We start from the raw sequence: 24,488 nt of genomic DNA, 5'->3' as shown, positions 1-24,488 counted from the left end.
GCCGCAGGCCCATCTATCAGCCACAGATTGCTCCGTGTTTCATAATTCTCTCATGCGAGAAAACCAATTATCCGGTCTTAGCTATCGTTTCCGATAGTTATCCCGATCTGATAGGCAGGTTGCCTACGTGTTACTCACCCGTCCGCCGCTAAGCATTTCCCGAAGGAAATACTCCGCTCGACTTGCATGTATTAGGCACGCCGCCAGCGTTCGTCCTGAGCCAGGATCAAACTCTCCATAGTAATGTAGAATCCCCAGAAAGTGAAGTGAACCTCCGAAGAGAATTCCGATTACTTTCCGTGGGCCCCACAAAAGGACAATTGCTTGTCCGTATATCTGAAAGCTGAATGCTCAATTGACTTGCTAGCGAGATTTTACAATCTCTTTTTTGAACGATTGCTCGTTCGTGCTTACTCACTCGTTGTTCAGTTTTCAAAGATCAATTTCTTTCGCTCACTGCCGTGTTACCGAAGCAGCGAGAAGTAATATACCACAGCTCGTCCATCAATTGCAAGCACTTTTTTTCTCGTCAATTTCTGTCGGTGTCTGTCGGAAAAACCATATTACCATACGTTACACTTGGAAGGCAAATCCATTCAATGTTCATGGTGTTTGCTGCTTCAAAAGCAACGAGGACTAATGTAACATGCTCAGCAACCAATTACAAGCCCTTTGGAAATGTTCCACTATTGCCACTGTTTTGAATCTTCCTACATGCGCATACAAATAAGGAAAGTGCCTTCTCAGGTACCTTCCTATCGTTTCGATATTCCATTGTCATCATCGCAGCTAATCCTTTTTGCTTTCCACTCATTTATTGAAGCTTAATATTCCGAAGTGGTTAGCGAACCGCATGAAGCTCTGCTTTTATATAAAGAAAGCACCTCTTTACCAGAATGACAGCTCTAGTAAAAGGATGCCTGAATTCAGCAGATTATAAAGCTACATTCCTCGTGTTGATTGAAAAAATTCGATGCGCTCTCCGTCCAGTCCATTAAAGAAAAAGTATCTGGAACCATTCGGAAGCGTTGTTATCTCCGTATCCAACTCTTCAACATGCAAGCTTTTGATTCTTGCAAATTCGGTTTCAACGTCATCCACCGTAAAGGCCAAGTGATGAACTTTGCCTTCTTGCGGCAAGTTTCCGTTATAACCTTCAATCAATTCTACTTCCGTTTCATTTAACTGTTCAAAACCCAGAAAGCCAAGTCGAATCACACCGTTCGTATGAAGCAGCGTGCCTTTGTGCTTGAGACCGATAACTTCCTCATAGAAACGAATGGATGTTTCCAAGTTTGCTACCATGACACCGACATGCTCCAATTTCAAAACTGCCATTTAATAGAACCTCCCCAAATTCAACTCCTTCTATTGTAACGAAAAGAGAGTCTGAGGGCTAGTTCATTAATTTAAGAGATACAGATCGTTTCCATCTCTCCGTCCAGCGAATAGAGCGTTACTTCCTTGCTGGTGATATTAACCAAACCGAGATCATCAAACACTTTTTTCACCTGAGCATTCGATAAATGCTTTTTGATCGTTTCAACAGCTGCATGGATATCATCCTGATAAACGGAATCAAAAAACATAAGAACTTCTTTCCCTTCAACGATCATCGTCGTGTGCATCATGCCAGCAACACCCCCACTTTAGATAGCTCAATTGTATATTTGGGAAACAAGGAAAGTGTGAAGACAATATTAGTTATTTGTTAGGTTGCAAAATTTCACTTTGACGTCAAGCTGGGTGTATACTAAAAGAAAGAGGTTCCGATTGGAGGGTATCAGACATGAGATTACTAAAGCTTCTTCAAATCTACGAAGTGGATGGGTTTACCCCGAAACATCGTTCAGAACGATTCGATTTTGATCAGATTCAAGGGCAGACTTTCTGTGAAATGAACCCTACCGAGGTTGGTTCCCCTATGATGCTATCCGCAATCAACCGTTATATCCCTTTCAAAACAACAAGAGTACAAGCGATAGATCGTGACGGAATGGATTTCCGAGTGCTTACACGCAACACGATTTATCATTTTGAAGTTCATATGGACCGCAAAGCCAATTAGCCTCTTGGAAGGTGAACGGCTTTTTTTGTGCATGCTGCTAATCATAATTTCTTTACTTCTCAAAAACTACCAATCTCCTATATACTAATAGATGAACTAATTAACCTGCGTTCTATTAATGAAGGGGGACTCTTACACTTATGAAAAAAACATTGACCACTCGACTCACAGCTCTCGCTCTTGTTACGGTTCTAACCAGCTCTTTCGCTGGCAGCCTGGCTTTCGCAGAATCCGCAGTGCCGAACGCACCCGTTGCGATGAAATCAGACATGCGCCTTGCCATTGACAACGGAGCCATCGAAGGCTATGGAGATACCGACTATCGCGGGGCAAATGAGGCTACACGTGCTGAAGTTGTAACCATGATCAATCGTGCCGCCAAGCTAACGAATGCCAACCCTAGCACAGCAACGTTCTCCGATTTGGCCAATTGGCAAAAACAAGCTGTCGCGAATGCGGTTGCAGCTAAGTTGATTAGCGGCTTTGCGGACGGGACGTTTCACCCGAATGCCTCTGTTACACGTCAAGAACTCGCTGAGTTAATCGTGAAAGTCGTCACAGGCGGTCAATTGCCTAAAGTGAATGAGAATGTACTGAACTACTTCAAAGATTCCTCTTCTATTGCCAAAGAATCTCGCCCTTATGTTGCTTATGCTGTTATCAGCGGAATTTTCTCCCCGACTCTGGACGGAAATTTCAATCCTACAGCGGCTGTAACGCGCGATGAAGTAGCCAAAGCACTTAAACCTATCCTTTTTAAAGTTGTTGATATTTTATCTACTAATGATATTCACGGTAAAATCGAAGTCGGCTTTGACAAAAAACGAAATCAAGAGCAAGGCGGCATCGAAACTTTGGGTGGTATCGTAAGCGATTTCCGCGCTGTAAATCCAAAAGGCACAGTCGTTGTTGACGGCGGTGACGCTTGGCAAGGTACTCTCATTTCCAATACAACGAATGGCCAATCCGTCATGGATACGATGGCTCAGGTGCAGTATGATGCGGCGGCGATTGGTAACCACGAGTTTGATTTTGGCCGTGACGTTTTGATTAACAATATTAAAAACGCCAAGTTCCCTATCCTCGGAGCCAATATTATCGATGACAAAACAGGCAAACGCGTTGACTGGACAGAGCCATATGTCATCGTTGAAAAAGATGGCCTTAAAATCGGGATTATCGGCTTCGCAACGCCGCAAACAACGACAACAACCAAATCAACCAATATTGAGGGTCTCTCTTTTGTCAATCCGGTACCATTAGCCAAGGAACTGTCCGATGAGCTTCGCGCTAAAAGCGTGGATATCATCATGGTCACTTCCCATCTGCCAGGCGAGCAAAACCAAAAATCACAAGAAATTATCAGCGAGCTTGCTGATCTTGCCAACGGAACAGGCAACGGCACACTTGACGCGATTGTTGGCGGTCACTCCCACCTGCGCGTTTCCGGTATCGTGAATGGAATCCCTGTCGTCGAAGCTCAGAGCTGGCTTTATGCGGTAGGTCATATTCAATTGTTTGTTGATAAAACTACCAAGCAAGTCGTTTCATCCAATGCTAGCTTGCTAGAAACCTATACAAACCTAACAACTGCTGATGCAAAAATTCATCAAACGGTTGAAGACTATAAAGCTAAAATTTCAACAAAATCCAATGAAGTAGAAGCCGTAGTTTCGGAACCGCTAAGCCGGAAGTCCTTCCGTTTTGCAGCCAATGGCGGCGTTGAACGCGATGGTACCACGCAATTAGGCAACAGCATCACAGATGCGATGCGTGCTTCTGAGAAATCGGACATTGCCTTCACGAATATTGGCGGCGTTCGCGCTGATTTGGATAAAGGTGATCTGACGTACGGTAAAATGTTCGAAGTGTTCCCTTTCGGTAATTACAACGTTACTGGCACCATGACGGCTGAGCAAATTAAGAAGGCTTTGGAAGTAACCGACAAGTATTCCAACCTTCCTGCGATTCAATTCTCCGGCTTGAAAGTGGAGTGGGACAGCACGAAGCCGCTAGGTGAAAAATATTCTAAAATCACCTTGGTTGATGGCACACCTATCTATGTGGACGGCAAGTTCAACAAAGAGCGTACCTTCAAGGTAACAACCAATGATTTCATGGCTACAGGCAGCGGTGATGGATTTACCGTATTTGGTGAAGTGAAGGATTGGAAAGATGGCGCTGTAATGCTGGATGCTTGGGTTAAATACGCGAATACGCTGAAAACAGCTGGCAAAGAGCTGTCTGTACAGGACGATGGCCGTGATATTCGTTTGGATTTGAAGAAGTAATAGCTAGGATATTGATTAAGTTATAAAAAACTCAAACAGCACGTACTGAGATTTCATTGGTGCGTGCTGTTCTTTTCTATCATTCGAGAACACCCGTCATACTTCCGATCATCAGAAAAACAAACAAAATGAATGGGAAGAGAAGCAGCATGAACACTACGATTTCCTCTTTAAACATTTTCCGTTTAGAACTTATGAGTAAAGACGCTAATATAAGAAACACAATCATAGAAAACAAATTGCTGAAAATAGCTACACCCGGATTCCCACCAAATAAATAAGTAGCAATCCCTGCACCTAGCCATAGAGAAAAGGCAAAATAGGACAAAAATAAAGTCTTTCTCTTTTTTCGCGGTTTCAAATTCTCCCCTCGCTTCTAAACTAGACTATACTACGTACTCATGATAGGAGATACTAATTTTTACTTTACTACTTTACCAAGTTAATGTATTATTTAACTAAAGTAATTATCTATTAAGGAGTGATTGCTATGAACAATCGAACTATGGAAACCATCCGTCCTCGCAGCGTGTTAAGTGAGATGAAGCCTTACTCTCCCGGCAAGCCGATTTGGGAAGTTCAGCGGGAATTAGGGATCGAGAAGGTCATTAAGCTGGCTTCCAACGAGAATCCTTTAGGTCCATCTCCTATGGCGATCTCTGCCATCCAATCTTATGTATCTGATATTCACCGCTACCCTGACGCAGATACAGTTGACCTCAGAGCAGCTATTGCCAAAAAATACGACTTCACTGCCGATCAAGTCCTTGTGACTAATGGTGCAGATGAGCTGATTACACTTATTTCTGAAACCTTTTTGGAGCCAGGGGATGAAATTGTTGTGCCGTCCCCTACATTCAGCGAATATGAATTCGGGGCCAATCTGATGGGTGCCCGCGTCGTTGAAGTCCCACTTCGTGAAAATTATAGCTACGAGATCCAGGACATTCTTGCTGCTGTCAACGAAAAAACAAAGCTGCTATACATTTGCTCGCCCAACAATCCTACGGGTACATATATGAAGAAACAGGATTTGCACCAGTTGATGGATCAGCTCCCTTCTCAGGTACTGGTCATATTCGATGGAGCTTACAGCCACTTTGTAACAGCAGACGATTATTGCGATGGACTCGAGCTTGTGCGCTCAGGTTATCCGATTATCGTTACTCAGACATTTTCCAAAATTTATGGATTAGCAGGCATCCGTGTAGGGTACGGCATTGCAGCTCCTGCCATTTTGCAGCATATTCGTCAGGTGAAAGAACCTTTTAATGTGAATGCCTTAGCTCAAGTTGGGGCTACGGCTGCCATTTTGGATGATGCACATGTGGAAGCGACCCGCAGCATGAATGCAGCCGGTAGAGAGCAATTATATGAAGGCTTAGAGCTGCTGGGGATCGGCTTTACCCGTAGTATGAGCAACTTTGTCTTAATAGAGCTTGGACCAGATGCGAAATCCATCTATGACCAATTGATGGGCAAAGGCATTATTGTTCGCTATGGTGCTGGCTGGAATCTTCCCCTTCACGTGCGTATCTCCATAGGAACGGCTGAGGAGCAAAACGCCTTCCTCGCGGCACTTCGTGAAGTGCTGGATGCAGCAGCTGCTCGCAGCATATAATTGCGACAAGACTATTCAGTTCATGTTGGTGTGATAAAGGCCTAAGAGAGGGCTGTCCCCTAAGCCATGTTAAGTGATTCGGCTCCCCTGACCGTAAAAACCTGCGAAAGTGCAGGAATTTCCGAGCGAATTAGGTTGAAAAGTGGAAATGCCTGCAATTGTGCAGGTATTTTCATCTTATCCAGCCTCAAGTCCATAAAAAGCCTCAAAAACATGCACAATTGCAGGAATTTCATGTTTTGGGCTATCCCAAGCGTAAAAAAGATGCACAATTGCAGGTTTATTCTAAGGAACTGGATCAGGACGACATCAGGGCAATGAGAAAGTGTCAGCAAAAACGAGGGCCGTCTTCAAGCAGCTTTTCTGCTTGTGAGACGGCCCCTTTTTGCAACGCTTATGTCCTGCTAAGCTCATGCGGAAGATCATGAATCCGCGGAGTGACGGTTGATTTGCGAACAAGGATATCACCGCGAATCAGGATCGTTTCTGCCGGCAAGTCTCGATTAGCCATCCGCCAAAACAAGACATCAACCCCCCGCTTCCCGATAATTTCCTTAATCACATTAACCGTTGTAAGCTCCTGCAGATTGGGATAGTCAGCTTCAATATTATCGAATCCGGTCACAGACACCTCGTCCGGGACTGAAACACCCAATGAGCGCAAAGCCGCAACCGCCGCAGAAGCAACGCGGTCGTTCGCGCAAACAAACGCCGACGGCAGTGTGGTTCGCCCCAAATGAGGGCGTAAAGCTTCACGGATCTGTTCCTCCTGCACCTGTGCATCCAACTGCTCCAAGTGGAGCAGCTTCTGAAAGGTCTCAGGCAAGTAGGCGATACCCGCTTCTTCCAGAGCCTCCCGAAATCCTTGCCAGCGTTCACGGAAGCTTTTGGAGAATGCTGTATTCCCGATGAATTGGACAGATCGATGATCGAGTCCAAGTAAATATTGAACAATCCGATAGGCGCTGTCTCGGTTGTTGGCAAACACCTGATCAGCCGAAATAAACGGGTCATCATGATCCAGCAGCACAAGCGGCAGCCCCAGACGCTGCACTTCAAGCAGCAGGGATCGGGATATCTCCCCGACACCAATCACACCAGCTAAGCCTTGCGGCCGCAAGCTGCTGTTAAGTCCCTCTGCTGAGTTCAACGTTAGCGTTAGCATATCAGCGCCTCTGTTTTCAAGCTCCTTGGATATCCCGTCGAGGATTTTGCCCCAATACGATGATTCCTTCGTTTGATGCCGAATATTCGGCATGAGCACAAGCACGGTGCTCCGCCCTTCTTCTGTTCCGTTGGAAACCCAGCGTTTATCCGAATCTGCCAAAGGCGTGTTTGGCTTTTTCTGAGCCAGATATCCAAGCTGTCCTGCCATCTGCACCACTTTTTGTCTCGTCGCTTCACTGACGCCGGATTTACCGGAAAGTGCTTTGGATACGACATATTTAGAAACACTAAGACGATCTGCAATCTCTTGCATCGTAATTTTTTGCGACAAGAGCGTTCACCCATTTCGTTTAGCAACCAATGTAATTGGCGTATACTATTTGTTAGCATTATATTATCATAACAAATGAAATTAGCGCTATCTTTTCATCGTCGAGCGTTTCGAAGAATAACAGGCTCATAGATATGAATACAGACGGCTAAGGTTTATCATGTTAGAAAGCTGCTAAATCTGCTGACGATAAAAAGCCTCAATCGTCTTCCCTGCGGGCTTGCCGTACATACAATAGTCGTCGTTGCGTCCAGCCTCGGCTTCTGGGTACAGCTGCGCTGGCCAATCCCACAGCATGAAGCCGCGGAACCATGGCTTGCTGCCAATCTTCTCCAACATGACGCGATAGTACTCATCTTGTTCTTCCATGCTGACCGAACCTTCGAGGCCCCAATCGTTCGGCAGCAGCGACGAGCCCTCGCGGCTTGGACAGCCGGCTTCCATGAAGAAGAACGGCTTACTATGCTTGGCAGCAAAAGCTTCCAGCGTCGCAACACGTTCTTCCCAAGAATCAATCGGATAGTAGCCGCTCGAGGAGATAACATCAACAGCATCCCACCAAGTGACATTCGTCTCCTGATATTTATCGCAGTTATAAGTGATCACGCCAGTGTAAACTTCCCTCACTTTCCCGATCAGCGTTCTCCACTCATCGGCGCGACGATCCGTCTGTACCATTTCGCAACCGACACAGAACATTTCACACCCGGTATCCTGCGCGATTTGGGCATAATGAAGAATGAATTCCGTATAGCTGGCGAACCACTCGCTCCATTTGGGCTCACACGGTACATCCTTGTCAAAGAAATTAATATGAGCGCGCCAAACACCATTCGCACAGTTAACAACAGGTTTCAAACATACCTTGAGCGCTAGTCCATGGGCTTTCTTAATCGCCCAAACGACTTCGGCATCCGTCACCGTCGGCTCAGCTTTATAGTTAATGCTAGTCGCTTGCGGGTGATCTTGGAGAGCCGACAAGGCGATAGCCGTCCAATTCACGCCTAGCTTAGCCATTTCTGTCATCGAAAAATCAGCGGTTTCGTTGGCCCATGTGCCTCGCGTGCCTACCCAGCCCCATGTCATTCCTTTGATATATTCCATTTCCCACACTTCCTTATCCTCGATCTCATCTCTATCTCTAGCCTATCTAACTACTCTTTCACAGAGCCACTCACAATTCCGGAGAAAATAAATCGTTGCAGGATCAAATAGACGATCATCGTAGGCAGCATAACGATCAGAATCGCCGCACAAATAAGCTCCCAATGGGCACTATTCGGCCCTGCAAAACGCATCAGCGATGTTGAAACCACGCCCAGCTTTTGAGATGGCATATATAAATAGGGAATGTACATATCGTTGTAGATGTTAATTGTTTTCAAAATAACGGCTGTAGCCGTAGCCGGTCCAAGCAATGGAAATATAATCGTCCGGTAAATTCGGAACAACGAAGCCCCTTCCATCATTGCGCTCTCGTCGAGGGAATATGGGATTTTGCTAATAAACTGAAGATACAAATAAATTTGAACAGCATCTGTACTCGCATACAATAAGATTGCAGCCCCTTTTGAATTAAACAAATGAAGACCTTGGATAATACTGAAGGTGGCCACCTGCGTGGTAATTAAGGGGATGAACGTAGCGATGAGATAAGCCGCCAAAATCAATCCTTTTCCTTTAAAGCTAAAGCGTCCCAATGCATAAGCCACCATCGTACCCAGCACGATATTAATAACAAGCGAAGAAACGATGATTACCCCTGTATTCGTAAAAGCTTGGCCTAACTTCCCCACTTCCAGCACTTTCGCAAAATTAGCAAAATTGAAGATGTTCACAGGTAAGCTGAACGGACTGGATGCCGCATATTCTGCCGCACTTTTGAAAGCATTAACAACGACCACATAAGGAGGAATCAAAACCGTCAGTACAGCAAGCAGCAAAGACAAATATTTCAAAAAGCTTAAACTGACAGCAGAGAGTTTGTTATCCATAACTTATTCCTCCCCGCGCAAAATAAATTTGCGTTGAATCGTAATAACAACCATAACGATAATGAGCAGGACGATGGCCATCGCCGACGCAAGACCAATATTATTGAACTTAAAGGCCACATCATTAACCTTCGTTACAAACGTATCACTGCCCGGTGCCGCACCGGTTATAATGTACGGAATATCAAAGACCTCTAGTGCGCCGGAAACGGTCAGCAGCATATTAAGTTCAATAATTTTCCGAATATTTGGCAAGGTAATGTAAATTAGCGTTTTGAACGCGTTCGCACCATCAATTTTGGCAGCCTCGTAGAGATCTCCAGGGATGGATTGCAAAACACCTAAGTAAATAACCATATTGAAACCCATGTATTTCCATAAAGATACGGATGCCAAAGATATGTTGACGAGACTTGTATTGCCAAGCCAGCTTTGCTTATAAGCGCCCAAGCCAACCAAATCCAAGAGCGAATTAAGCGTACCGTGATCAGAATTGAAAATAAATTGAAACATATAAGCTGTTGCCACACTGTTAAGGATATAAGGCAGAAACAAAAAGACCCGGAATACATTGCGCCCTTTTATTTTGGAATTCAAAATAATGGCGAAGTACAGAGCGAGAATGTTTTGGATAATACCCCCGATAAAGTAATAGAGGTTATGACTAAACACGCCGAAGATGTCTTTATCAGAGAAAATTTCTTTGTAATTCGCGAAGCCGATCCATGTAAATGACTTGCCCACCCCATCCCAATCTGTAAAGCTAAGCTGAACCAAACGCAGTGCCGGGTAGAATGTGAACGTCGCAAGCAGAATGAGCGGAATGGTCAAAAAGGATAATAAAATAATCACGCGCTGTGTTTTGTAAGTCAGATTTAGCATGACAACCCCTTCTTTTCCGTAAAATTTGAAAAAAAATGACCTCATCTTGCGGCCGTTCAAGGGAGAATGACCGCAACAGAGGTATCTAGTATGTGATTATTGGCCTACCGCTTTTTTGGCATCTGCCCATTTTTTGTTCAGTTCTTCCAAGCCCGCTTTGAAATCTTTGGTAAGGATCAGCTTCTGCACGTACGTTCCGCCCATAAAGTCGATTTGCGCTTTGTTCGCGATAGCACTGTAAGCATCAGGATCTGGTTTGCCTTGCAGTGTGTTCGGCTTCATAGCTAAGAATTCTTTCAATTGCGGCATTGTGGATTCTTTGGATTTCAACGGAGGGATCATTCCTGCGTAATCCGCATAATCGGACTCTTCAATCATGAATTTCACAAATGCTTTTGCTGTATCTATATTTTTACTGTTTTTGGCAACGCCGTACATATAGTCAGGACCCATGTTCGCATTGTATTTGCCACTGTTGTCATATGGCATTGGGAAGAATCCGATATCTTCTGATTTCGCGCCGTTTTCAATAATTTGCGGGATTACCCAGTTACCCAGGAAGTACATCGCTGTTTTGCCGCTTGCCACATCTTTCTTGGAGGATTCCCAATCTGTCGACATCAAGTCCTTCTCCGTATAGCCTTTGGTAACAAAAGTGTGCAGGATGGTCAGTGCTTTATTGTAGGGAGTTCCGTCCGCGAAAGGCGCATCCGTTTTGGTCATCGAACCACGGAATTCCGGATCTCCAGAAATTTCGAATGCGATAATGTCCCACTCACTCAACGGCCATTTGTCTTTAAAGTTCGTTGCCAAAGGTGTAATACCCGCCGCTTTCAATTTCTCGGCAGCCGCATACAGCTCATCCAATGTTTTGGGAACAGCTGTGATTCCCGCTTTCGCAAAAGCTTGCTTATTATAAGCAACACCGTTCGTGTTCACACCGCTTGGAAGACCCAGCGTTTTGCCGTCAGAAGCTTTGATGTCCGGGAAATATACTTTATCATTTAGACCAAGATCATTCAGAGGCGCATAGAATTCAGCCAATTTGTTATTAGGAACTCCATCCGGAATCATGTTCACGTCGCCAAGCTCACCTGTGGATAATCTAACTTTCATAGTAGGGCCATAATCTTTGATGGATTCAATAGCTACTTCCGTTACAGCAGGGTATTTTTTCTTGAAGGCATCTGTCCATTGTTTGAATTTCGTATCCACTAAGTCAGTACGGTGTGTAACGACAGTAATTTTCCCCTTAATGTTGCCGTTTGAAGCTCCACCTGTATCTGTTGCGGTTGGAGCTTTCGATGCTGCCGGAGATGTTGTTGCCGTACCATTATCTGTTGTTTTGCCACATGCCGCTGTTAAAGACATAGCTAATACTAACGCCATACTGGTTGTTAGCCACTTTTTCATTGTTCATGTACCCCCTTAAAGTTTGGAAATCCACTTGTTATCGCTTACATTACTAATTATAGGGTGCCCGGAAATTGAATAATAGGCACTTTTTTTGTTTTTATTGTATTATCTTCGCATTAAGATCGAAAATTATGCTAACAAATTAGCTAACAATATCTCTAAACTCTTTGGGTGTTAGGCCAACAACCTTTTTAAATTGTTTATTGAAATAAGCCGGATCTCGATAACCAACCAATTCTCCAACCTGATAGGTTTTCAACTGCATTTGATTGAGCAGCAGTTCTTTGGCCTTATTCATACGTACCGATATGATGTACTCAATGATGGTTGTTCCCGTTTCTTGCCTGAAAAGCTTGCTTAAATAGCTAGGCGTGAGAAATACACGTTTGGCTAAGCTATTTAAATCCAACACATCAGCGTACTCAAGCTCGATAATTTTTTTGATCTGATAGACGGTCCCACCGCCTTGAGCGTTTCTTTCGTTCAACAGCCTGCCTAGCCCCTCAATCAGCCTATTTTCAATTAAAGACTTGGCGTGGCCAAAGTTAAAACAATTCTTTAATACGATTTTTCCCCAATCCAGCTCAACCACATTCTGATTGCACGTATCCTGACGTTTCCCCGCTTCTTTATGCAGGGCATAGAACAATGTCTCCACAAGCTCGATGAGATGATTCATGCGGAGTTTCACTACACTGATTTCCCTCAGCATCTCTCTGAGATGCAGCTCCACGCCGGGCACATCGAGAATTTCCATACTCTCTAAGACACGTTTGCGATATGCTTCCACCCGATGCAGGGAACCGAATTGACTATGCGAAGCAAGAGAGAGCGGTGATTTATCTGATCTGTAAAAGTTGATTTCAATCGCATCCAAGGACTCGCGGTACCCCTCCGCCAACTCTTGGGCGCTCCTATGGAGCCGACTTATTCCCACAGAAGCACGAAAAGCATGCTCGCTCGCTAGGATGTAACTCAAATGACTTTGCATGACTTGAATGGAGGACTCTTCTTGTGAATCAAAGATCGCGATGAAAGCGATCGTCCGTTCGTCCATCTCCACCATTTCCAGTCGAGCAACGACACTCTCTTTGCCCGGCTGCAGCCAGTGACGAAATGCCTTACGCGGTACGACCGCATCTGAGACAATAACGACAACGCAATAAGCAGAGTGATTAGCCATTCCCGCTAATTGGGGAATATCCGCCGCGTCTGCTCCAGTGGTTATTTTGCCCAGCAGCCTACTTTTTAAGTGATCATCTTCTTTGCCGCTGAGAGCGATTGGCTGATAGACGTTAGGCATGTCTCTGTGCAGCTTGGCCAGCAGGTCATATAATTCCTGTTTATCAACTGGTTTAAGCAAATAAGCCGATACCCCTGATGCAATCGCCTTCCGTGCATATTCAAACTCTCCAAATCCACTCAATATGACACATTTAATATCCGTATATAATTGATTAATCATCTTCGCGAGTTCCAGCCCTGACATTCCCGGCATCTTGATATCGGTAATCACGAGGTCAGGCTTATGGACCCGCAGTGCATCCAAGCATTCTGCGCCGCTTGCGCATGCCCCAACAATTTCATAGGCAGGCGAAGCTTTGACAATCAGTTTAGACAGACCAAGACGAATCTTCTCTTCGTCATCCACAATTATAATTTTCATTCGCCAATACCCTCCCAAGCATTACAAATTATAAGGCAGCGTCAACATGACAACCGTGCCTTTCCCCTGCTCGCTTGCAAGCTGCAGGCCATAGGCCGGCCCATAATGAAGCTTCAATCTTTCATCAACGTTAAGTAAACCAATGCCTGAGGTCGGCTCCTCTTTGTCTGAATTCATCCCACAGCGAAGCCGTTCATGCAGCTTGTCCAGCCGGTCCTTCGATATTCCGCTGCCGTTATCTCGAATATGAAAGATTAAAATATGGCCGCTTATTTCATAAGAAATCTGAATTTCAATGGTTTCATCGCTAGCTTCCGTTTGTCCGTGCACAACAGTATTCTCCACAATGGGTTGAAAAATCAATGGAATAACAGGATAGTGGTGCAGCAATTTCATATCGTCCAACACAAGCGCAAATTTATTGTGGTAGCGATAATTGACGATTTGAATATACGTTCCCAGATGTTCAAATTCCTGTCCCAGCGTAACGACACCATTGGTCGATTTGGTATGATGACGGAACAACTTGCCGAGCGCCGCTATCATTTCAGCTGTTTCTTCATCATCGTTAATCTCCGCCGTCATGCGAATCGTTTCCAGCGTATTATATAAAAAGTGAGGATTAATCTGATTTTGCAAAGCAGACAGCTCCGCTTCTTTCTTCCTACCTTCAATCACGTAGACTTGTCCAATTAATTCCTTGATTCGTTCCAGCATGGAGTTGAAATGCAGACCTAATCTACCGGCTTCATCCTTGGTCTGCACATTGAAGCTAACATCCAAATCGCCATGCTCCGCTTTTTTCATTAACCTCATTAATCGTTTCATTGGTTTCGTGAGAGCAAAGGACAGCAAAATGGATATAAAGAGTGCAAACGTCACAATTAGGCAGGTGATCAGCAAGGTAATATTCTGTGTCTGCATCGCTTCCTTCATCATTTGATCCAGGGGAATACGAATGATGGTTTTCCAACCCGTTTTTAGAGACTCCGAATAAATGCATAAATATTTAACGCCATTGATTTCCTTAATGAAATCACCGGAAGTTCCCACTGCCAATTTCACAAGCGGATCATCCGAAATGCGCTCGGTCATTCGCTTCTGTTCGGTGTCATAGATGACCTGATTGTTCTGATCAATCATTAACACCTTGCCGTTCCCGGTGGTTTCCAAATCGCGCACTAAGTTCTGAATGACGCTTATATTCGCATCTACCGCAATGGTTCCAATCGGCTCTTGCGTGAAGAAATCACGAATATCACGTATGACCGTGAAGGCAAACTTGCCCGTTTGCCAATTGGCGACCTGCTGTGTACTGAGGAAGATCGATTTGCCGCCGGCTGCTCGCGCAAGTCTTTTCCACTCATCTGCCCGCTCGGCCAAATCGGTACGGACCCCTCCGGAAACAATCATATAGTACGTGTTATTATTATTATCAAAAATATAAATCGAGTTCGTTCCACGTTTGATATTGTTCATAATGCGTATGTAATTTTCCATTTCCACCTGTTTGACAGTCAAGCCCTCCATCTTATCCTCTAACAGCTGCTGAAATGAAGTTAAATACAGAGGGATCTGTGAGATTTGCTCCATATCTCCGATATAATCATCCAGTCGATTCGTAATATTGTTCGTCAGCTGTGCGGCATACAGCGTTGTATTTTTCTTAATCGACTTCGAATAATTCTGATAAGAAATATAGCCAGTGAGCATAATCGGCAAAATAATCAGAAAAACAAAGACGATGATCAGCTTCTTCTCCATCGACATATTCGACATGAGGCTCCCCCTCGATAAGCACGAATTGAGTGCTGCATGATGTACATTATAGACACAAGCCCTCCAAATGAAAATCAAGCCGTTTCACTTTCTACAGAAAATGCCAAAATATGCGCTCCACCATTTGTTTGAGCATTGTAAAATATGCTACAATGCTAACAATTGTAATCTTTTGGAGGTACGCTATGCTGAAGGAATTTAAAGAATTTGCATTCAAAGGCAATATGCTTGATTTAGCAGTTGGGGTTATTATCGGGGGAGCTTTCGGGAAAGTTATTACTTCAATTGTCAATGATTTGGTTATGCCGCTCGTAGGACTGTTGATTGGTAAAGTAAAGTTTAACGATTTATTTATTTCATTGAACGGCAAGCACTACGACACGCTTAAGGCTGCTGCCGATGCAGGTGCACCTACTTTTAATTACGGACAATTTATTTCGACGTTTTTGGACTTTTTAATTGTTGCTTTTGTTATCTTCCTTGTCGTCAAGCAGCTGGGTAAATTACGCAAAAAAGAAGTACATAAAGAAAAGGTCGTTACGACCAAATCCTGTCCGCACTGCTTGTCCGAAATTCCCGCTCAAGCCACGCGCTGCAAGTTCTGCACCTCAGAGCTGGCGTCAGGTCCTAGCGTATCCGGCAGCATTCAGTAACGATAAAAAGCCCGAATCGGCGTTTACGATTCGGGCTTTTTCGTGCGCAGATCGGCGATTTCGCCCTGCGCAAAGGCATTGCTGTGCAGCAGCTGGAGCAGCTGCTGCGCTGCAGCTTCCGGCGAGATCAGCTCGCCGCTTTCGTGCAAGCCCACAAAGCGGTCCACTTGTGGGAAGTCCTCTTCCGATGCAGCGCGAATTTCCCGCTGCATATCGGTGTCCACCACCCCCGGTGCGATCGCGTAAGCCTCCACCGGGTAGGGCTGGTTCAGCTGCTCGACGCCAATGCAGCGCGTCAGCATATCCAGCCCGGCTTTGGCGGTGCAATACGCCCCCCAGCCGGGGTAGGGCTTCTTCGCCGCGCCTGAGGAAATGTTAACGACCCGCTTCACGATCGGCAGCGCCTGCGTCTGCCGAATGAAGCTGTTCGTCAAGACCGCGGGCGCGATAAGATTGACCTGCAGGCTGCGCTGCAGGTCGTCATCGCCAGCTCGGCCGATCGACGTCATCGGCTCGAGCTGGCCCGCATTATTGATGAGCGTAACAGCGTCCGCTCCATCGATGTTCTGCAGGATTCGCTCCAGCAGCGAATCCAAGCCTTCGGTGTGCGCCAAATCGCAAGCATGGAAGGTGAGTTCACCTTCCGCGCGCAGCGCCTCTTGGCGCAAGCTCTCGTTCTCGCTGCGGGAAATGCAGTGAACCGCCGCGCCCTGCTGCAAGAGCTGCCGCGTCAGCGCAGCTCCGAGGCCTTTGGAACCGCCGGTTATGATATATACAGCCATAGAGAAACCTCATTTCATCATCATATAAAGATTATAGCTTCACCCGTTGCAGCCGCAGGGCATTTAACACAACAGAAACCGAGCTGAGTGCCATCGCTGCCCCGGCTACCCACGGCGCTAACAAGCCAAGCGCTGCAATGGGAATTCCGAGTGCGTTGTAGCCAAGCGCCCAAAATAGGTTTTGCTTAATGTTGGCCATCGTTTTACGGCTCATATACATGGCATCCGCAATACTTGTCAGCTCTCCGCGCATTAGCGTCACATCCGCTGCCTCCATCGCAATGTCCGTACCGGTGCCGATCGCGATCCCGACATCAGCTGTCGCTAAAGCAGGCGCATCATTGATCCCGTCGCCGACCATCGCTACGATCTTGCCAGCTGCTTGGAGCTTCTTCACTTCCGCTGCTTTGCCTTCCGGAAGAACTTCTGCCAGAACATGATCAATGCCCACTTGCTTAGCAATGGCATGCGCTGTACGCTCATTGTCGCCGGTCATCATGATAACTTGAATACCCATTTGTTTCAAATGAGCGATCGCTTCTTTCGAGCTGTCTTTGATTGTATCCGCAACGGCTACGATCCCTACATACTTCCGATCCACGGCAACAAGCATAGCCGTTTTTCCTTCCGACTCCAGATTGGTCATGGTCGTTTCCGCAACCCCATACGAAATAGCTTCCTGTTGCAAAAGCTTGCGTGTCCCGACATGAACTTCCTTGCCCTCTACAACGGCTCGAATGCCGTAACCGGGAATCGCTTCAAACTGCTCCGTCTTCGTCAATTGGATTCCTTTGGCCACAATTCCCGCAACAATCGCTTCCGCAAGCGGGTGCTCCGATTGTTTTTCGGCAGTGGCAATTAAGCTAAGCATGTCATTCCCATCTATGCTTTCAATAAGAACATCGGTAAGTTCCGGTTTTCCTTTGGTCACGGTCCCTGTTTTATCAAGGACGATCGTTTGTACCTTTTGCATGGATTCCAAATGCTCGCCGCCCTTAAACAGCACGCCAAGCTCCGCCGCACGTCCCGATCCAGCCATAATCGACGTAGGCGTGGCAAGACCCAAAGCACATGGACAAGCAATGACAAGGACCGCAATAGCCTTCTCCAAAGCCGTTGCAAACTCACCTGGAGCTGCCCAGATAAACCAGATGACAAAGGTTATAACAGCAAGCCCCACAACGATAGGAACAAAAATACCCGAGATCACATCAGCGATACGCTGTATCGGCGCTTTGGAGCCTTGCGCGTCTTCGACAACTTTAATAATTTGGGCGAGCGCTGTTTCTCTGCCTACACGCTTCGCTTTCATCTTCAAGCTGCCGTTTTTATTGATGGTAGCCCCAATGACAGTGTCACCGGCCTTTTTCTCAACAGGGATACTCTCTCCGGTTAGCATCGATTCATCAACAACTGACAAGCCCTCTACAACTTCACCATCGACGGGAATCTTTTCGCCTGGCTTTACCAGAACGATATCCCCAACAACAACCTCTTCCACCGGTATCGACATCTCCTGCTCGTCTCGAATGACGATTGCCGTTTTGGCTTGAAGCCCCATTAATTTCTTGATCGCCTCCGAGGTTCTCCCCTTGGCAAGCAGCTCAAATAATTTTCCCAAAATAATTAAAGTAATGAGAATTGCGCTCGTTTCGTAATACATATCAGGAGCATGGCGATGAATATCTTCAGAAGCTGCCCATTCCAGCGTCAAAAACAAGCTGTAAAAGTACGCGGCTGATGTTCCAAGAGAGACAAGCACATCCATATTAGCGCTTTTATTCCGAAGTGCTTTATAAGCTGAAACATAGAATTGACGACCGATAATAAACTGCACCGGAGTCGCGAGGACGAGCTGCATCCAAGGATTCATAAAGATCTCCGGCAAGTAAATCCACGATGTAAATGAGAAATGGCTTACCATCGCCCACAAAAGCGGGAAAGAAAGGATGGCTGATACGATCAGCTGCAGCTTCTTGCGGTGAATCTCTTTTTGTTTATAATCGCCATCGTTCTGTACTTCCTCTTTGCGAATAGCCTTGTAGCCAAGCTGATCGACCTTTTTAACCATCTCTTCAACAGAAATTTCGGCCGTGCTATACTCCACATGAGCCGTTTCCAAAGCCAGATTCACCGTAGCTGCGCTAATACCCGGCATTTTATTTAAGCCCTTCTCAATACGAGTAGCGCATGCCGCACACGTCATGCCTTCGATATTGAAATCGACGGCATCCTTAACAGTGCCATAGCCCAGGTCCTGAATTTTCCCTTCCATGTCAGCTACTTTAATGCGACCAGGATCGTAGGTGATAGAAGCTTTCTCAAGCGCAAAATTCACATTGACTTCAGCCACGCCTTCTAATCTTTTCAAACCTTTTTCTATCCTGTTCGCACAAGCCGCGCATGTCATACCTGTAATTTGCAGATTTGCTTGCTGATCGCGTTGTTTATCCATATCCAGCCTCCCGCTTAAAATACCCCTTGGGGGTATATTTGTTTCAAAAAAAATAGGTGTTACAGGGGGAGCCGCCTAAGCGACTCCACAATCTTACTTCGCGACATCATAGCCTTGCTCTTCAATTGCTTCCTTGATAGCGTCCAATGAAACTTTAGCCTCATCAAAGTCTACTGTCACAGAGCCGCCATTCAGATCTACTTTTCCCAAAGCCCCAAGCTTCTTAACTGCGCCTTCAACGGAATTTACACAATGACCACAGGACATACCTGCAACTTTCAAAGTAGCTGTTTGCATAATAAATTCTCTCCCTTATTATTTCATTAATTTATTAATCGTAATCATGAGTTCCTTAATAACCTCATTATCGCCTTCTTGAATGCGTTCGATCACACAGCTGTTCATATGATGTTCAAGAAGCAGCTTCCCCACACCGTTTAATGCGGATTGGATAGCAGCGATTTGGTTCAGCACATCATCACAATACGTATCCTTCTCGATCAGACCCTTCACTCCGCGAATCTGCCCTTCAATGCGATTGAGTCGGGATACCAGATTACTTTTTGTTTTATCGGAATGATGACTTTTGCGATCACTGCCGGTATGGCAGCTGTCTTCATTTAGCAGTTGTTTATCGAGTTGTTCCATGATCAGTACCTCCTCACATATTAAATATACCATACCCCCATACCCTATATCAAGTCCCTCTTTATTTTATTTTTCCCCGAAATAAGATTGGGCAACCAAAAAACCAGTTTGCTTCAGCAGCAGACTGGTCTTTTGTTAGTGCACTCCAGATTGCGAGAGGTAATAGGCATATTCCATCGGTCTACCATAAATTATTTTTCTATGTTTAAACCCCTCAATGTCGTTGTAAATATTTTTTTGGGGTTTTCCGTTAAGTTCAATAATCCATAAACGGCTTTGTTCGTCTAGTCCAAAATCTACACTGATTTCTCCCAAAGAACCCATATGAACTTCCGCTTCCTCTGCTGCCTTTAGACTTACCTCGTGCAAAGATTGAAGGATATCATTCGTTTCTTCCTGTGAAAACAATCGCGTTAGAACTTCTGTAACTTCATAAACAGCCTCACACATACTCGTGTTAAAGTAATTTTCATAAGCTACTCTGCATGCTATGGTGGAGATCGTCCATTCTCCGGCCATATCTTTTTGAACAAGAACTCGGATGTCAAAATACTTATGATCCAATTGACGCATTCGAATTCCTTGCTGAACCATGCATTTTTGAGGCCCAAGAAGTTCATCCAATTGCTGCTGAATGCTTTCATTTTTTCTGCAAATATATCTTGGAGCCAAGCTGTGCATGGAGATGTGAATATCTTGACTTTCAGTGAGTTCAACCCGATAGACAGACTTCCCTTGAAATCCATAAATAGGCTTAATATAGACAAGCTTATATTTCTCTAATAGTTCAGATATATTCACTTCCTTATATAAAAATGTGTCAGGTACATAGGAGTGAAGATTTGCTCGTTTTAACTGATGATAGAGATCCCATTTATTAAAAAAATTGATATTATTGAAAATTTTCTTCCTACCAATCACGTTTTCTAGACGTTGCATTGTCATTAATTTCTTGTTAAAACAACGGTTATAGACGACATCGGGAAAAGGAAACGAGCTTTGTATCCACTTGCCTTTTTTCAGGCTAAGTCCAATAATCCGTTTTTTCTTCCAAAGAATATCTGTGGGCGTAAAAGCGTAAAGTTTCAAGTTTAAATTTTGATAACGTTGACAAAGCTGTAAAATTACTTTTCTTCTGTTCCTTTTGCTTACTAAAATACCTATTAGCGGGCAATTCTCCAACCTCATCACTCCTAGCCTTCGATACCTATTATTATCTAATGCTAGCGTAGACTTATTGGCATGGGACAATCACATAGTAGCATAAAAATTAAACTTATTTTAGGTTAATTTACCATTTTTATAGGTTAATAGGCATTTATAGTGTTTGTACTTTGGGACAATTAATATAATGAACTACGCTACAAATTAAGGAGATGAGAGTATGGGTAAATGTAATTGTCCGCCAGGACCTCCGGGACCTGAAGGGCCGCGCGGGCTCCAAGGCCCTCCTGGACCTCCAGGACCTCTAGCAGAAGGATCACAGCTACTTCAAGGACTGGCAGGAGCAATTGGTGCAGTAGGACCAACTGGACTGGCAGGAGTACTTGGACCCGCTGGACTGGCAGGACTTGCAGGAGCAATTGGAGCAGCAGGACCAACTGGATTAGCAGGACTTGCAGGAGCACTCGGTGCAGCAGGGCTGGCAGGAGCAACCGGGCCAGCAGGACCAGCAGGACCAGCAGGACCAGCAGGACCAGCAGGACCAGCGGGGCCAGCAGGTACAGCGGGGCCAGCAGGACCAGCGGGGGCAGCAGGACCAGCAGGTACAGCAGGGGCAACAGGAGCAGCGGGGGCAGCAGGACCAGCAGGTACAGCAGGGGCAACTGGAGCAGCGGGGGCAACTGGAGCAGCAGGGCCAGCTGGAGCAACAGGAGCAGCTGGAGCAACAGGGGCAGCTGGTGGCGTACTAGGCTTTGCAGATTTTTTTGCGTTGATGCCTCCTGATAATGCAGCCACAGTCGCTCCAGGTACAGACGTGAGTTTCCCTCAAGATGGAGTTACGAGCGGAGCCACTATTATCCGTACAGGTCCCAGTTCATTTAACTTGACTGAAATTGGCACCTATTTAGTTATGTTTCAAGGGAGTATGAACGAAGCTGGCCAACTGATTTTAACGCTTAATGGAGCTGACGTAACCAATTCAGTGGTCGGGCGAGCAACTGGTACTTCTCAGATGCCAGGAATGGGTCTTGTGCAAACGTCCGTCATCAATTCAATCCTCACGGTACGCAATCCTGCCGGCAATTCCACTGCACTAACCATGACCCCTCTCGCTGGAGGAACAAGGCCTGTTTCCGCACACCTTGTTATCATAAAAATCGCATAGAGGTACTGACAGCCAGACAAACTGATTTCTATCAGTTTGTCTGGAACCACCAGAGTTCTGTTTTATACATAGAAACTGTTAAGTTAATAGCTTCATCACGAGCTTGTGACAGGTTAGTAACCTCCACTCCATATACTATAAACTATTCATAGAATTCTTTTTGGTGTGTGTATGAAAACCTATCTTTTCAAACATGGTCTTACGCATTTGGGAGTCAATTGATAGGATTGGGAAAGAGTCAATGAGACAAACTACTACTAATGGTAGTGCTAGGGAAAACCTTAGCTCAACAAAACAGCGGCAGTCCAGGACTATTAAATCCCAATCTGCCGCCGTATGTTGTGCTCTTACGCTATAAACTTACACCCAAGCCGCTAATCTCATCCTCCATCTCACGTCTTAGCAACCGCTTATCGGCCTCATCCAGAAACGCGGCATCGACTCCATTCATGATCAGCTTCACGAGCTCCGGTGCGGTGAAGCCAAAACGGTCAGAAAGCACGCGGTATTCGTTCGTTATATCTGTTCCGGAAACACTCGGATTATCCGTATTAATCGTGACGAGCAAACCTTGCTCTAAGTATTCGCGAATCGGATAGGCTTCCCAACCAGAAACGGCTTTTGTTTGGATGTTGCTTATGGGGCACATTTCAAGCGGGATACGGCGTTCTTTGACCATCTCCATAATACTTCTGTTCTCCTTCAATCTCACACCGTGTCCAATGCGCGCAGCACCAAGATTCGTGACGGCTTCATACACATTGGCCGCTCCGGCAGCTTCCCCCGCATGAATTGTGACAGGAATTCCGCGCCTTGTAGATTCAGCAAACACCTCGCGAAAAAATTCCGGCGGATACGTAGCCTCATCTCCAGCCAAGTCGACGGCAACGACGCCTTTGCCCACAAATTTAGCCGCCGCTTCAATCACTTCAAGGTTGCTTTGACAGGAATGGTTTCGCATGCAAATGGCGATAACCCCGCCTCGCACACCAAAGTCCCTTTGCCCTCGCTTCATTCCCTCTACGACATGATGAATGGTTTCCTCAACCGTCAAGCCGTTGTTCCGATGCAATTGCGGGGCAAAACGCACCTCCACATATTTGCAATTATGTTCTGCAGATTGCTGTACAACCTCATAAGCGATCCGTTCCAAAGCTTCGCCAGATTGCATGATTCGCGTTGTGAAATCAAATTTACTTAAGTATTCGATCAAACTGCCGCATTCCTCCCCCACACGCATATGGGGAATTAATCCTTCTCTATCATAAACGGGAAGATCAATGCCTTGATGCAGGGCAAGCTCCAGAAGCGTTTCCGGCTTCACACTCCCATCCAAGTGCAAATGAAGATCAACTTTCGGCAGCCGCGACAACAAATCAAACGTCCGATGGTGTACCATCTTCCATCATTCCCTTCCTTCATTTTGGTTTGAACTACTAGCTTTATTCGATATGCCGCGAGAAAGAATTTTACTTACTTTAAAACAATGTGATGTATATGTCAATATATATAACAAATTAATTCGTTTTATTAATATATGCGTAAGGTTTTATGACGTGAAGAGAACATGAAAAATCCACAACAGGATACTCCCCGTGTGGATCTGAAACCAACCATTATAAATCAGCTTGTTGCGCTTCCTTGCGCTGCATAACTTTTAAAGTTTCCTTCACACTCAAGGGTGAAAGCTCATTCTCTGCGACAAATGCCCGCACAGCAGCGGCATCCGTTTTGGAATATTCGCGCAGCGCCCAACCGATTGCTTTGCGGATGAAGAACTCCTTCGAATCCGCCAATTGCCGGATGGTGCTGAACAACAACGTCACATCGGTGCGCTGCTTATATTTCAACTGAAACAAAATGGCTGTTCGCTGCAGCCACATGTTTCCTGAAGCCAACCATTTCTCAACATGGACTGGTATTTGTTCCGGGTATTTCTGCAGGTGGTATCCGATCAAATGGTCCGCGATGGGATCAACAGAATCCCACCAGGATTGTGTAATCACCATTCGTTCCAGCACCTCGATTCGTTCAGGTCCGGATTCTTTGCGCAGCTGCGTTAGCAGCAGAATGGCTGTATAAGCGAATTCTCGTTCCGGCAGTGCCCACAGCTCATCGGCGACTTTCACGCCTTCTGCGCCTTTCGGAAAGCCGTGTTCTTTCCAGAACTGCTTCGTTAGAGCCATACGTTGGGGATTTCGAATACCCAGAAATGGAAACTGGTCCCGCATATAAGCAGCCATTGCCTCCGCATCCGCCTCGTTGCTATGAGCCCGCAGCCAAGCCTCCAGCTTGTCCGTATAAAGTGATGCCATAGGTAGGTTTGCCTCCTTTATCTTCTCATCCATGTCTCGCTTTATTGTAGCAATTCCTTCATGATTCGGGTATGCTTATAGCAGAATTTTT

At 45.6% G+C, this 24,488-nt stretch carries 21 protein-coding genes and 1 rRNA gene; 5 read left to right on the top strand and 17 right to left on the bottom strand.

The genetic code is table 11. From position 1 onward, the window contains the following. The 3 genes from HQN90_RS32995 to HQN90_RS32985 form a co-directional block, all read right to left on the bottom strand. A 16S ribosomal RNA gene (locus HQN90_RS32995) occupies positions 1 to 242 on the bottom strand; the annotation flags it as partial. Positions 243 to 942: 700 nt separating this feature from the next. Continuing rightward, positions 943 to 1,338, bottom strand: coding sequence for a VOC family protein (locus HQN90_RS32990; RefSeq protein ID WP_173226993.1), 396 nt, complete (start codon positions 1,336 to 1,338; stop codon positions 943 to 945). A gap of 71 nt (positions 1,339 to 1,409) precedes the next feature. Next, complete coding sequence (locus HQN90_RS32985) at positions 1,410 to 1,631, bottom strand: hypothetical protein (RefSeq protein ID WP_173226991.1); 222 nt, start codon at positions 1,629 to 1,631, stop codon at positions 1,410 to 1,412. A 158-nt stretch (positions 1,632 to 1,789) separates the two neighbouring features. Between HQN90_RS32985 and HQN90_RS32980 the strand changes: the two genes are divergently transcribed. The 3 genes from HQN90_RS32980 (at position 1,790) to hisC (ending at position 5,980) form a co-directional block, all read left to right on the top strand. After that, positions 1,790 to 2,068: a hypothetical protein gene (locus HQN90_RS32980; protein ID WP_079419434.1), complete on the top strand. Its 279-nt coding sequence runs from the start codon at positions 1,790 to 1,792 to the stop codon at positions 2,066 to 2,068. 140 nt (positions 2,069 to 2,208) lie between these two features. Then, the gene (locus tag HQN90_RS32975) at positions 2,209 to 4,359 is read left to right on the top strand and encodes a 5'-nucleotidase C-terminal domain-containing protein (RefSeq protein WP_173226989.1); all 2,151 of its coding nucleotides are present in this window, start codon (positions 2,209 to 2,211) and stop codon (positions 4,357 to 4,359) included. 490 nt (positions 4,360 to 4,849) lie between these two features. After that, positions 4,850 to 5,980: a histidinol-phosphate transaminase gene (gene hisC, locus HQN90_RS32970; RefSeq protein WP_173226987.1), complete on the top strand. Its 1,131-nt coding sequence runs from the start codon at positions 4,850 to 4,852 to the stop codon at positions 5,978 to 5,980. Between the two features lie 394 nt (positions 5,981 to 6,374). Here hisC and HQN90_RS32965 read toward each other — a convergent pair whose 3' ends face one another. The 7 genes from HQN90_RS32965 to HQN90_RS32935 all read right to left on the bottom strand — a co-directional run bounded on the left by HQN90_RS32965 (position 6,375) and on the right by HQN90_RS32935 (position 15,215). Then, the gene (locus HQN90_RS32965; protein WP_173226985.1) at positions 6,375 to 7,478 is read right to left on the bottom strand and encodes a LacI family DNA-binding transcriptional regulator; all 1,104 of its coding nucleotides are present in this window, start codon (positions 7,476 to 7,478) and stop codon (positions 6,375 to 6,377) included. A 174-nt stretch (positions 7,479 to 7,652) separates the two neighbouring features. Further along, complete coding sequence (locus HQN90_RS32960; RefSeq protein ID WP_173226984.1) at positions 7,653 to 8,582, bottom strand: glycoside hydrolase family 113; 930 nt, start codon at positions 8,580 to 8,582, stop codon at positions 7,653 to 7,655. A gap of 50 nt (positions 8,583 to 8,632) precedes the next feature. Next, positions 8,633 to 9,472, bottom strand: a complete 840-nt coding sequence (locus HQN90_RS32955; protein ID WP_173226982.1) for a carbohydrate ABC transporter permease — start codon at positions 9,470 to 9,472, stop codon at positions 8,633 to 8,635. Between the two features lie 3 nt (positions 9,473 to 9,475). Then, positions 9,476 to 10,354 carry a carbohydrate ABC transporter permease gene (locus HQN90_RS32950; RefSeq protein ID WP_173226980.1) on the bottom strand — a complete coding sequence of 293 codons (879 nt, stop codon included), beginning with the start codon at positions 10,352 to 10,354 and terminating at the stop codon, positions 9,476 to 9,478. A gap of 96 nt (positions 10,355 to 10,450) precedes the next feature. Further along, the gene (locus HQN90_RS32945) at positions 10,451 to 11,767 is read right to left on the bottom strand and encodes an ABC transporter substrate-binding protein (protein ID WP_173226978.1); all 1,317 of its coding nucleotides are present in this window, start codon (positions 11,765 to 11,767) and stop codon (positions 10,451 to 10,453) included. 145 nt (positions 11,768 to 11,912) lie between these two features. Then, entirely contained in the window at positions 11,913 to 13,436 is a 1,524-nt protein-coding gene (locus tag HQN90_RS32940) for a response regulator (RefSeq protein WP_173226976.1), read from the bottom strand. Between the two features lie 21 nt (positions 13,437 to 13,457). After that, complete coding sequence (locus HQN90_RS32935; protein WP_173226974.1) at positions 13,458 to 15,215, bottom strand: sensor histidine kinase; 1,758 nt, start codon at positions 15,213 to 15,215, stop codon at positions 13,458 to 13,460. A gap of 185 nt (positions 15,216 to 15,400) precedes the next feature. Between HQN90_RS32935 and mscL the strand changes: the two genes are divergently transcribed. After that, positions 15,401 to 15,868: a large conductance mechanosensitive channel protein MscL gene (gene mscL, locus HQN90_RS32930; RefSeq protein WP_173226971.1), complete on the top strand. Its 468-nt coding sequence runs from the start codon at positions 15,401 to 15,403 to the stop codon at positions 15,866 to 15,868. A gap of 23 nt (positions 15,869 to 15,891) precedes the next feature. Here the strand turns inward: mscL and HQN90_RS32925 are convergent, their stop codons facing one another. From HQN90_RS32925 to HQN90_RS32905, 5 genes are all read right to left on the bottom strand, one after another. Then, entirely contained in the window at positions 15,892 to 16,650 is a 759-nt protein-coding gene (locus HQN90_RS32925) for a (S)-benzoin forming benzil reductase (protein ID WP_173226969.1), read from the bottom strand. Positions 16,651 to 16,681: 31 nt separating this feature from the next. Next, positions 16,682 to 19,105, bottom strand: a complete 2,424-nt coding sequence (locus HQN90_RS32920) for a heavy metal translocating P-type ATPase (protein WP_173226967.1) — start codon at positions 19,103 to 19,105, stop codon at positions 16,682 to 16,684. Positions 19,106 to 19,198: 93 nt separating this feature from the next. Then, on the bottom strand, positions 19,199 to 19,402 hold the full coding sequence (locus HQN90_RS32915) for a copper ion binding protein (protein WP_173226965.1): 204 nt from the start codon (positions 19,400 to 19,402) through the stop codon (positions 19,199 to 19,201). 18 nt (positions 19,403 to 19,420) lie between these two features. Continuing rightward, positions 19,421 to 19,753 carry a metal-sensitive transcriptional regulator gene (locus HQN90_RS32910; RefSeq protein WP_173226963.1) on the bottom strand — a complete coding sequence of 111 codons (333 nt, stop codon included), beginning with the start codon at positions 19,751 to 19,753 and terminating at the stop codon, positions 19,421 to 19,423. A gap of 135 nt (positions 19,754 to 19,888) precedes the next feature. Next, positions 19,889 to 20,935 (bottom strand): YheC/YheD family endospore coat-associated protein, encoded by a 1,047-nt coding sequence (locus HQN90_RS32905; RefSeq protein WP_173226953.1) that lies wholly within the window; start codon positions 20,933 to 20,935, stop codon positions 19,889 to 19,891. Between the two features lie 202 nt (positions 20,936 to 21,137). On the opposite strand from HQN90_RS32905, the gene HQN90_RS39105 reads away from it, so the two are divergent. After that, positions 21,138 to 22,082, top strand: a complete 945-nt coding sequence (locus HQN90_RS39105) for a collagen-like protein (RefSeq protein ID WP_173226951.1) — start codon at positions 21,138 to 21,140, stop codon at positions 22,080 to 22,082. 352 nt (positions 22,083 to 22,434) lie between these two features. Here the strand turns inward: HQN90_RS39105 and add are convergent, their stop codons facing one another. Together add and HQN90_RS32890 are read right to left on the bottom strand one after the other, a co-directional pair. Continuing rightward, positions 22,435 to 23,481 carry an adenosine deaminase gene (gene add, locus HQN90_RS32895; RefSeq protein ID WP_173226949.1) on the bottom strand — a complete coding sequence of 349 codons (1,047 nt, stop codon included), beginning with the start codon at positions 23,479 to 23,481 and terminating at the stop codon, positions 22,435 to 22,437. Positions 23,482 to 23,698: 217 nt separating this feature from the next. Then, positions 23,699 to 24,397: a DNA alkylation repair protein gene (locus HQN90_RS32890; RefSeq protein WP_173226947.1), complete on the bottom strand. Its 699-nt coding sequence runs from the start codon at positions 24,395 to 24,397 to the stop codon at positions 23,699 to 23,701. Positions 24,398 to 24,488 lie beyond the last annotated feature (91 nt).

This window comes from Paenibacillus alba (assembly GCF_013204855.1).
In the GTDB taxonomy this organism is placed as follows: Bacteria; Bacillota; Bacilli; order Paenibacillales; family NBRC-103111; genus Paenibacillus_E; species Paenibacillus_E alba.
The sequence above is the reverse complement of the archived record's forward strand: the minus strand, read 5'-3'. Positions and strand labels throughout refer to the sequence as shown.

Excerpts from the sequence above, each read along its gene's own strand:
- HQN90_RS32990 (WP_173226993.1), bottom strand. The coding sequence starts at position 1,338 with ATGGCAGTTTTGAAATTGGAGCATGTCGGTGTCATGGTAGCAAACTTG.
- HQN90_RS32985 (WP_173226991.1), bottom strand. The coding sequence starts at position 1,631 with ATGATGCACACGACGATGATCGTTGAAGGGAAAGAAGTTCTTATGTTT.
- HQN90_RS32980 (WP_079419434.1), top strand. The coding sequence starts at position 1,790 with ATGAGATTACTAAAGCTTCTTCAAATCTACGAAGTGGATGGGTTTACC.
- HQN90_RS32975 (WP_173226989.1), top strand. The coding sequence starts at position 2,209 with ATGAAAAAAACATTGACCACTCGACTCACAGCTCTCGCTCTTGTTACG.
- hisC (WP_173226987.1), top strand. The coding sequence starts at position 4,850 with ATGAACAATCGAACTATGGAAACCATCCGTCCTCGCAGCGTGTTAAGT.
- HQN90_RS32960 (WP_173226984.1), bottom strand. The coding sequence starts at position 8,582 with ATGGAATATATCAAAGGAATGACATGGGGCTGGGTAGGCACGCGAGGC.
- HQN90_RS32955 (WP_173226982.1), bottom strand. The coding sequence starts at position 9,472 with ATGGATAACAAACTCTCTGCTGTCAGTTTAAGCTTTTTGAAATATTTG.
- HQN90_RS32950 (WP_173226980.1), bottom strand. The coding sequence starts at position 10,354 with ATGCTAAATCTGACTTACAAAACACAGCGCGTGATTATTTTATTATCC.
- HQN90_RS32945 (WP_173226978.1), bottom strand. The coding sequence starts at position 11,767 with ATGAAAAAGTGGCTAACAACCAGTATGGCGTTAGTATTAGCTATGTCT.
- HQN90_RS32940 (WP_173226976.1), bottom strand. The coding sequence starts at position 13,436 with ATGAAAATTATAATTGTGGATGACGAAGAGAAGATTCGTCTTGGTCTG.
- HQN90_RS32935 (WP_173226974.1), bottom strand. The coding sequence starts at position 15,215 with ATGTCGAATATGTCGATGGAGAAGAAGCTGATCATCGTCTTTGTTTTT.
- mscL (WP_173226971.1), top strand. The coding sequence starts at position 15,401 with ATGCTGAAGGAATTTAAAGAATTTGCATTCAAAGGCAATATGCTTGAT.
- HQN90_RS32925 (WP_173226969.1), bottom strand. The coding sequence starts at position 16,650 with ATGGCTGTATATATCATAACCGGCGGTTCCAAAGGCCTCGGAGCTGCG.
- HQN90_RS32920 (WP_173226967.1), bottom strand. The coding sequence starts at position 19,105 with ATGGATAAACAACGCGATCAGCAAGCAAATCTGCAAATTACAGGTATG.
- HQN90_RS32915 (WP_173226965.1), bottom strand. The coding sequence starts at position 19,402 with ATGCAAACAGCTACTTTGAAAGTTGCAGGTATGTCCTGTGGTCATTGT.
- HQN90_RS32910 (WP_173226963.1), bottom strand. The coding sequence starts at position 19,753 with ATGGAACAACTCGATAAACAACTGCTAAATGAAGACAGCTGCCATACC.
- HQN90_RS39105 (WP_173226951.1), top strand. The coding sequence starts at position 21,138 with ATGGGTAAATGTAATTGTCCGCCAGGACCTCCGGGACCTGAAGGGCCG.
- add (WP_173226949.1), bottom strand. The coding sequence starts at position 23,481 with ATGGTACACCATCGGACGTTTGATTTGTTGTCGCGGCTGCCGAAAGTT.
- HQN90_RS32890 (WP_173226947.1), bottom strand. The coding sequence starts at position 24,397 with ATGGCATCACTTTATACGGACAAGCTGGAGGCTTGGCTGCGGGCTCAT.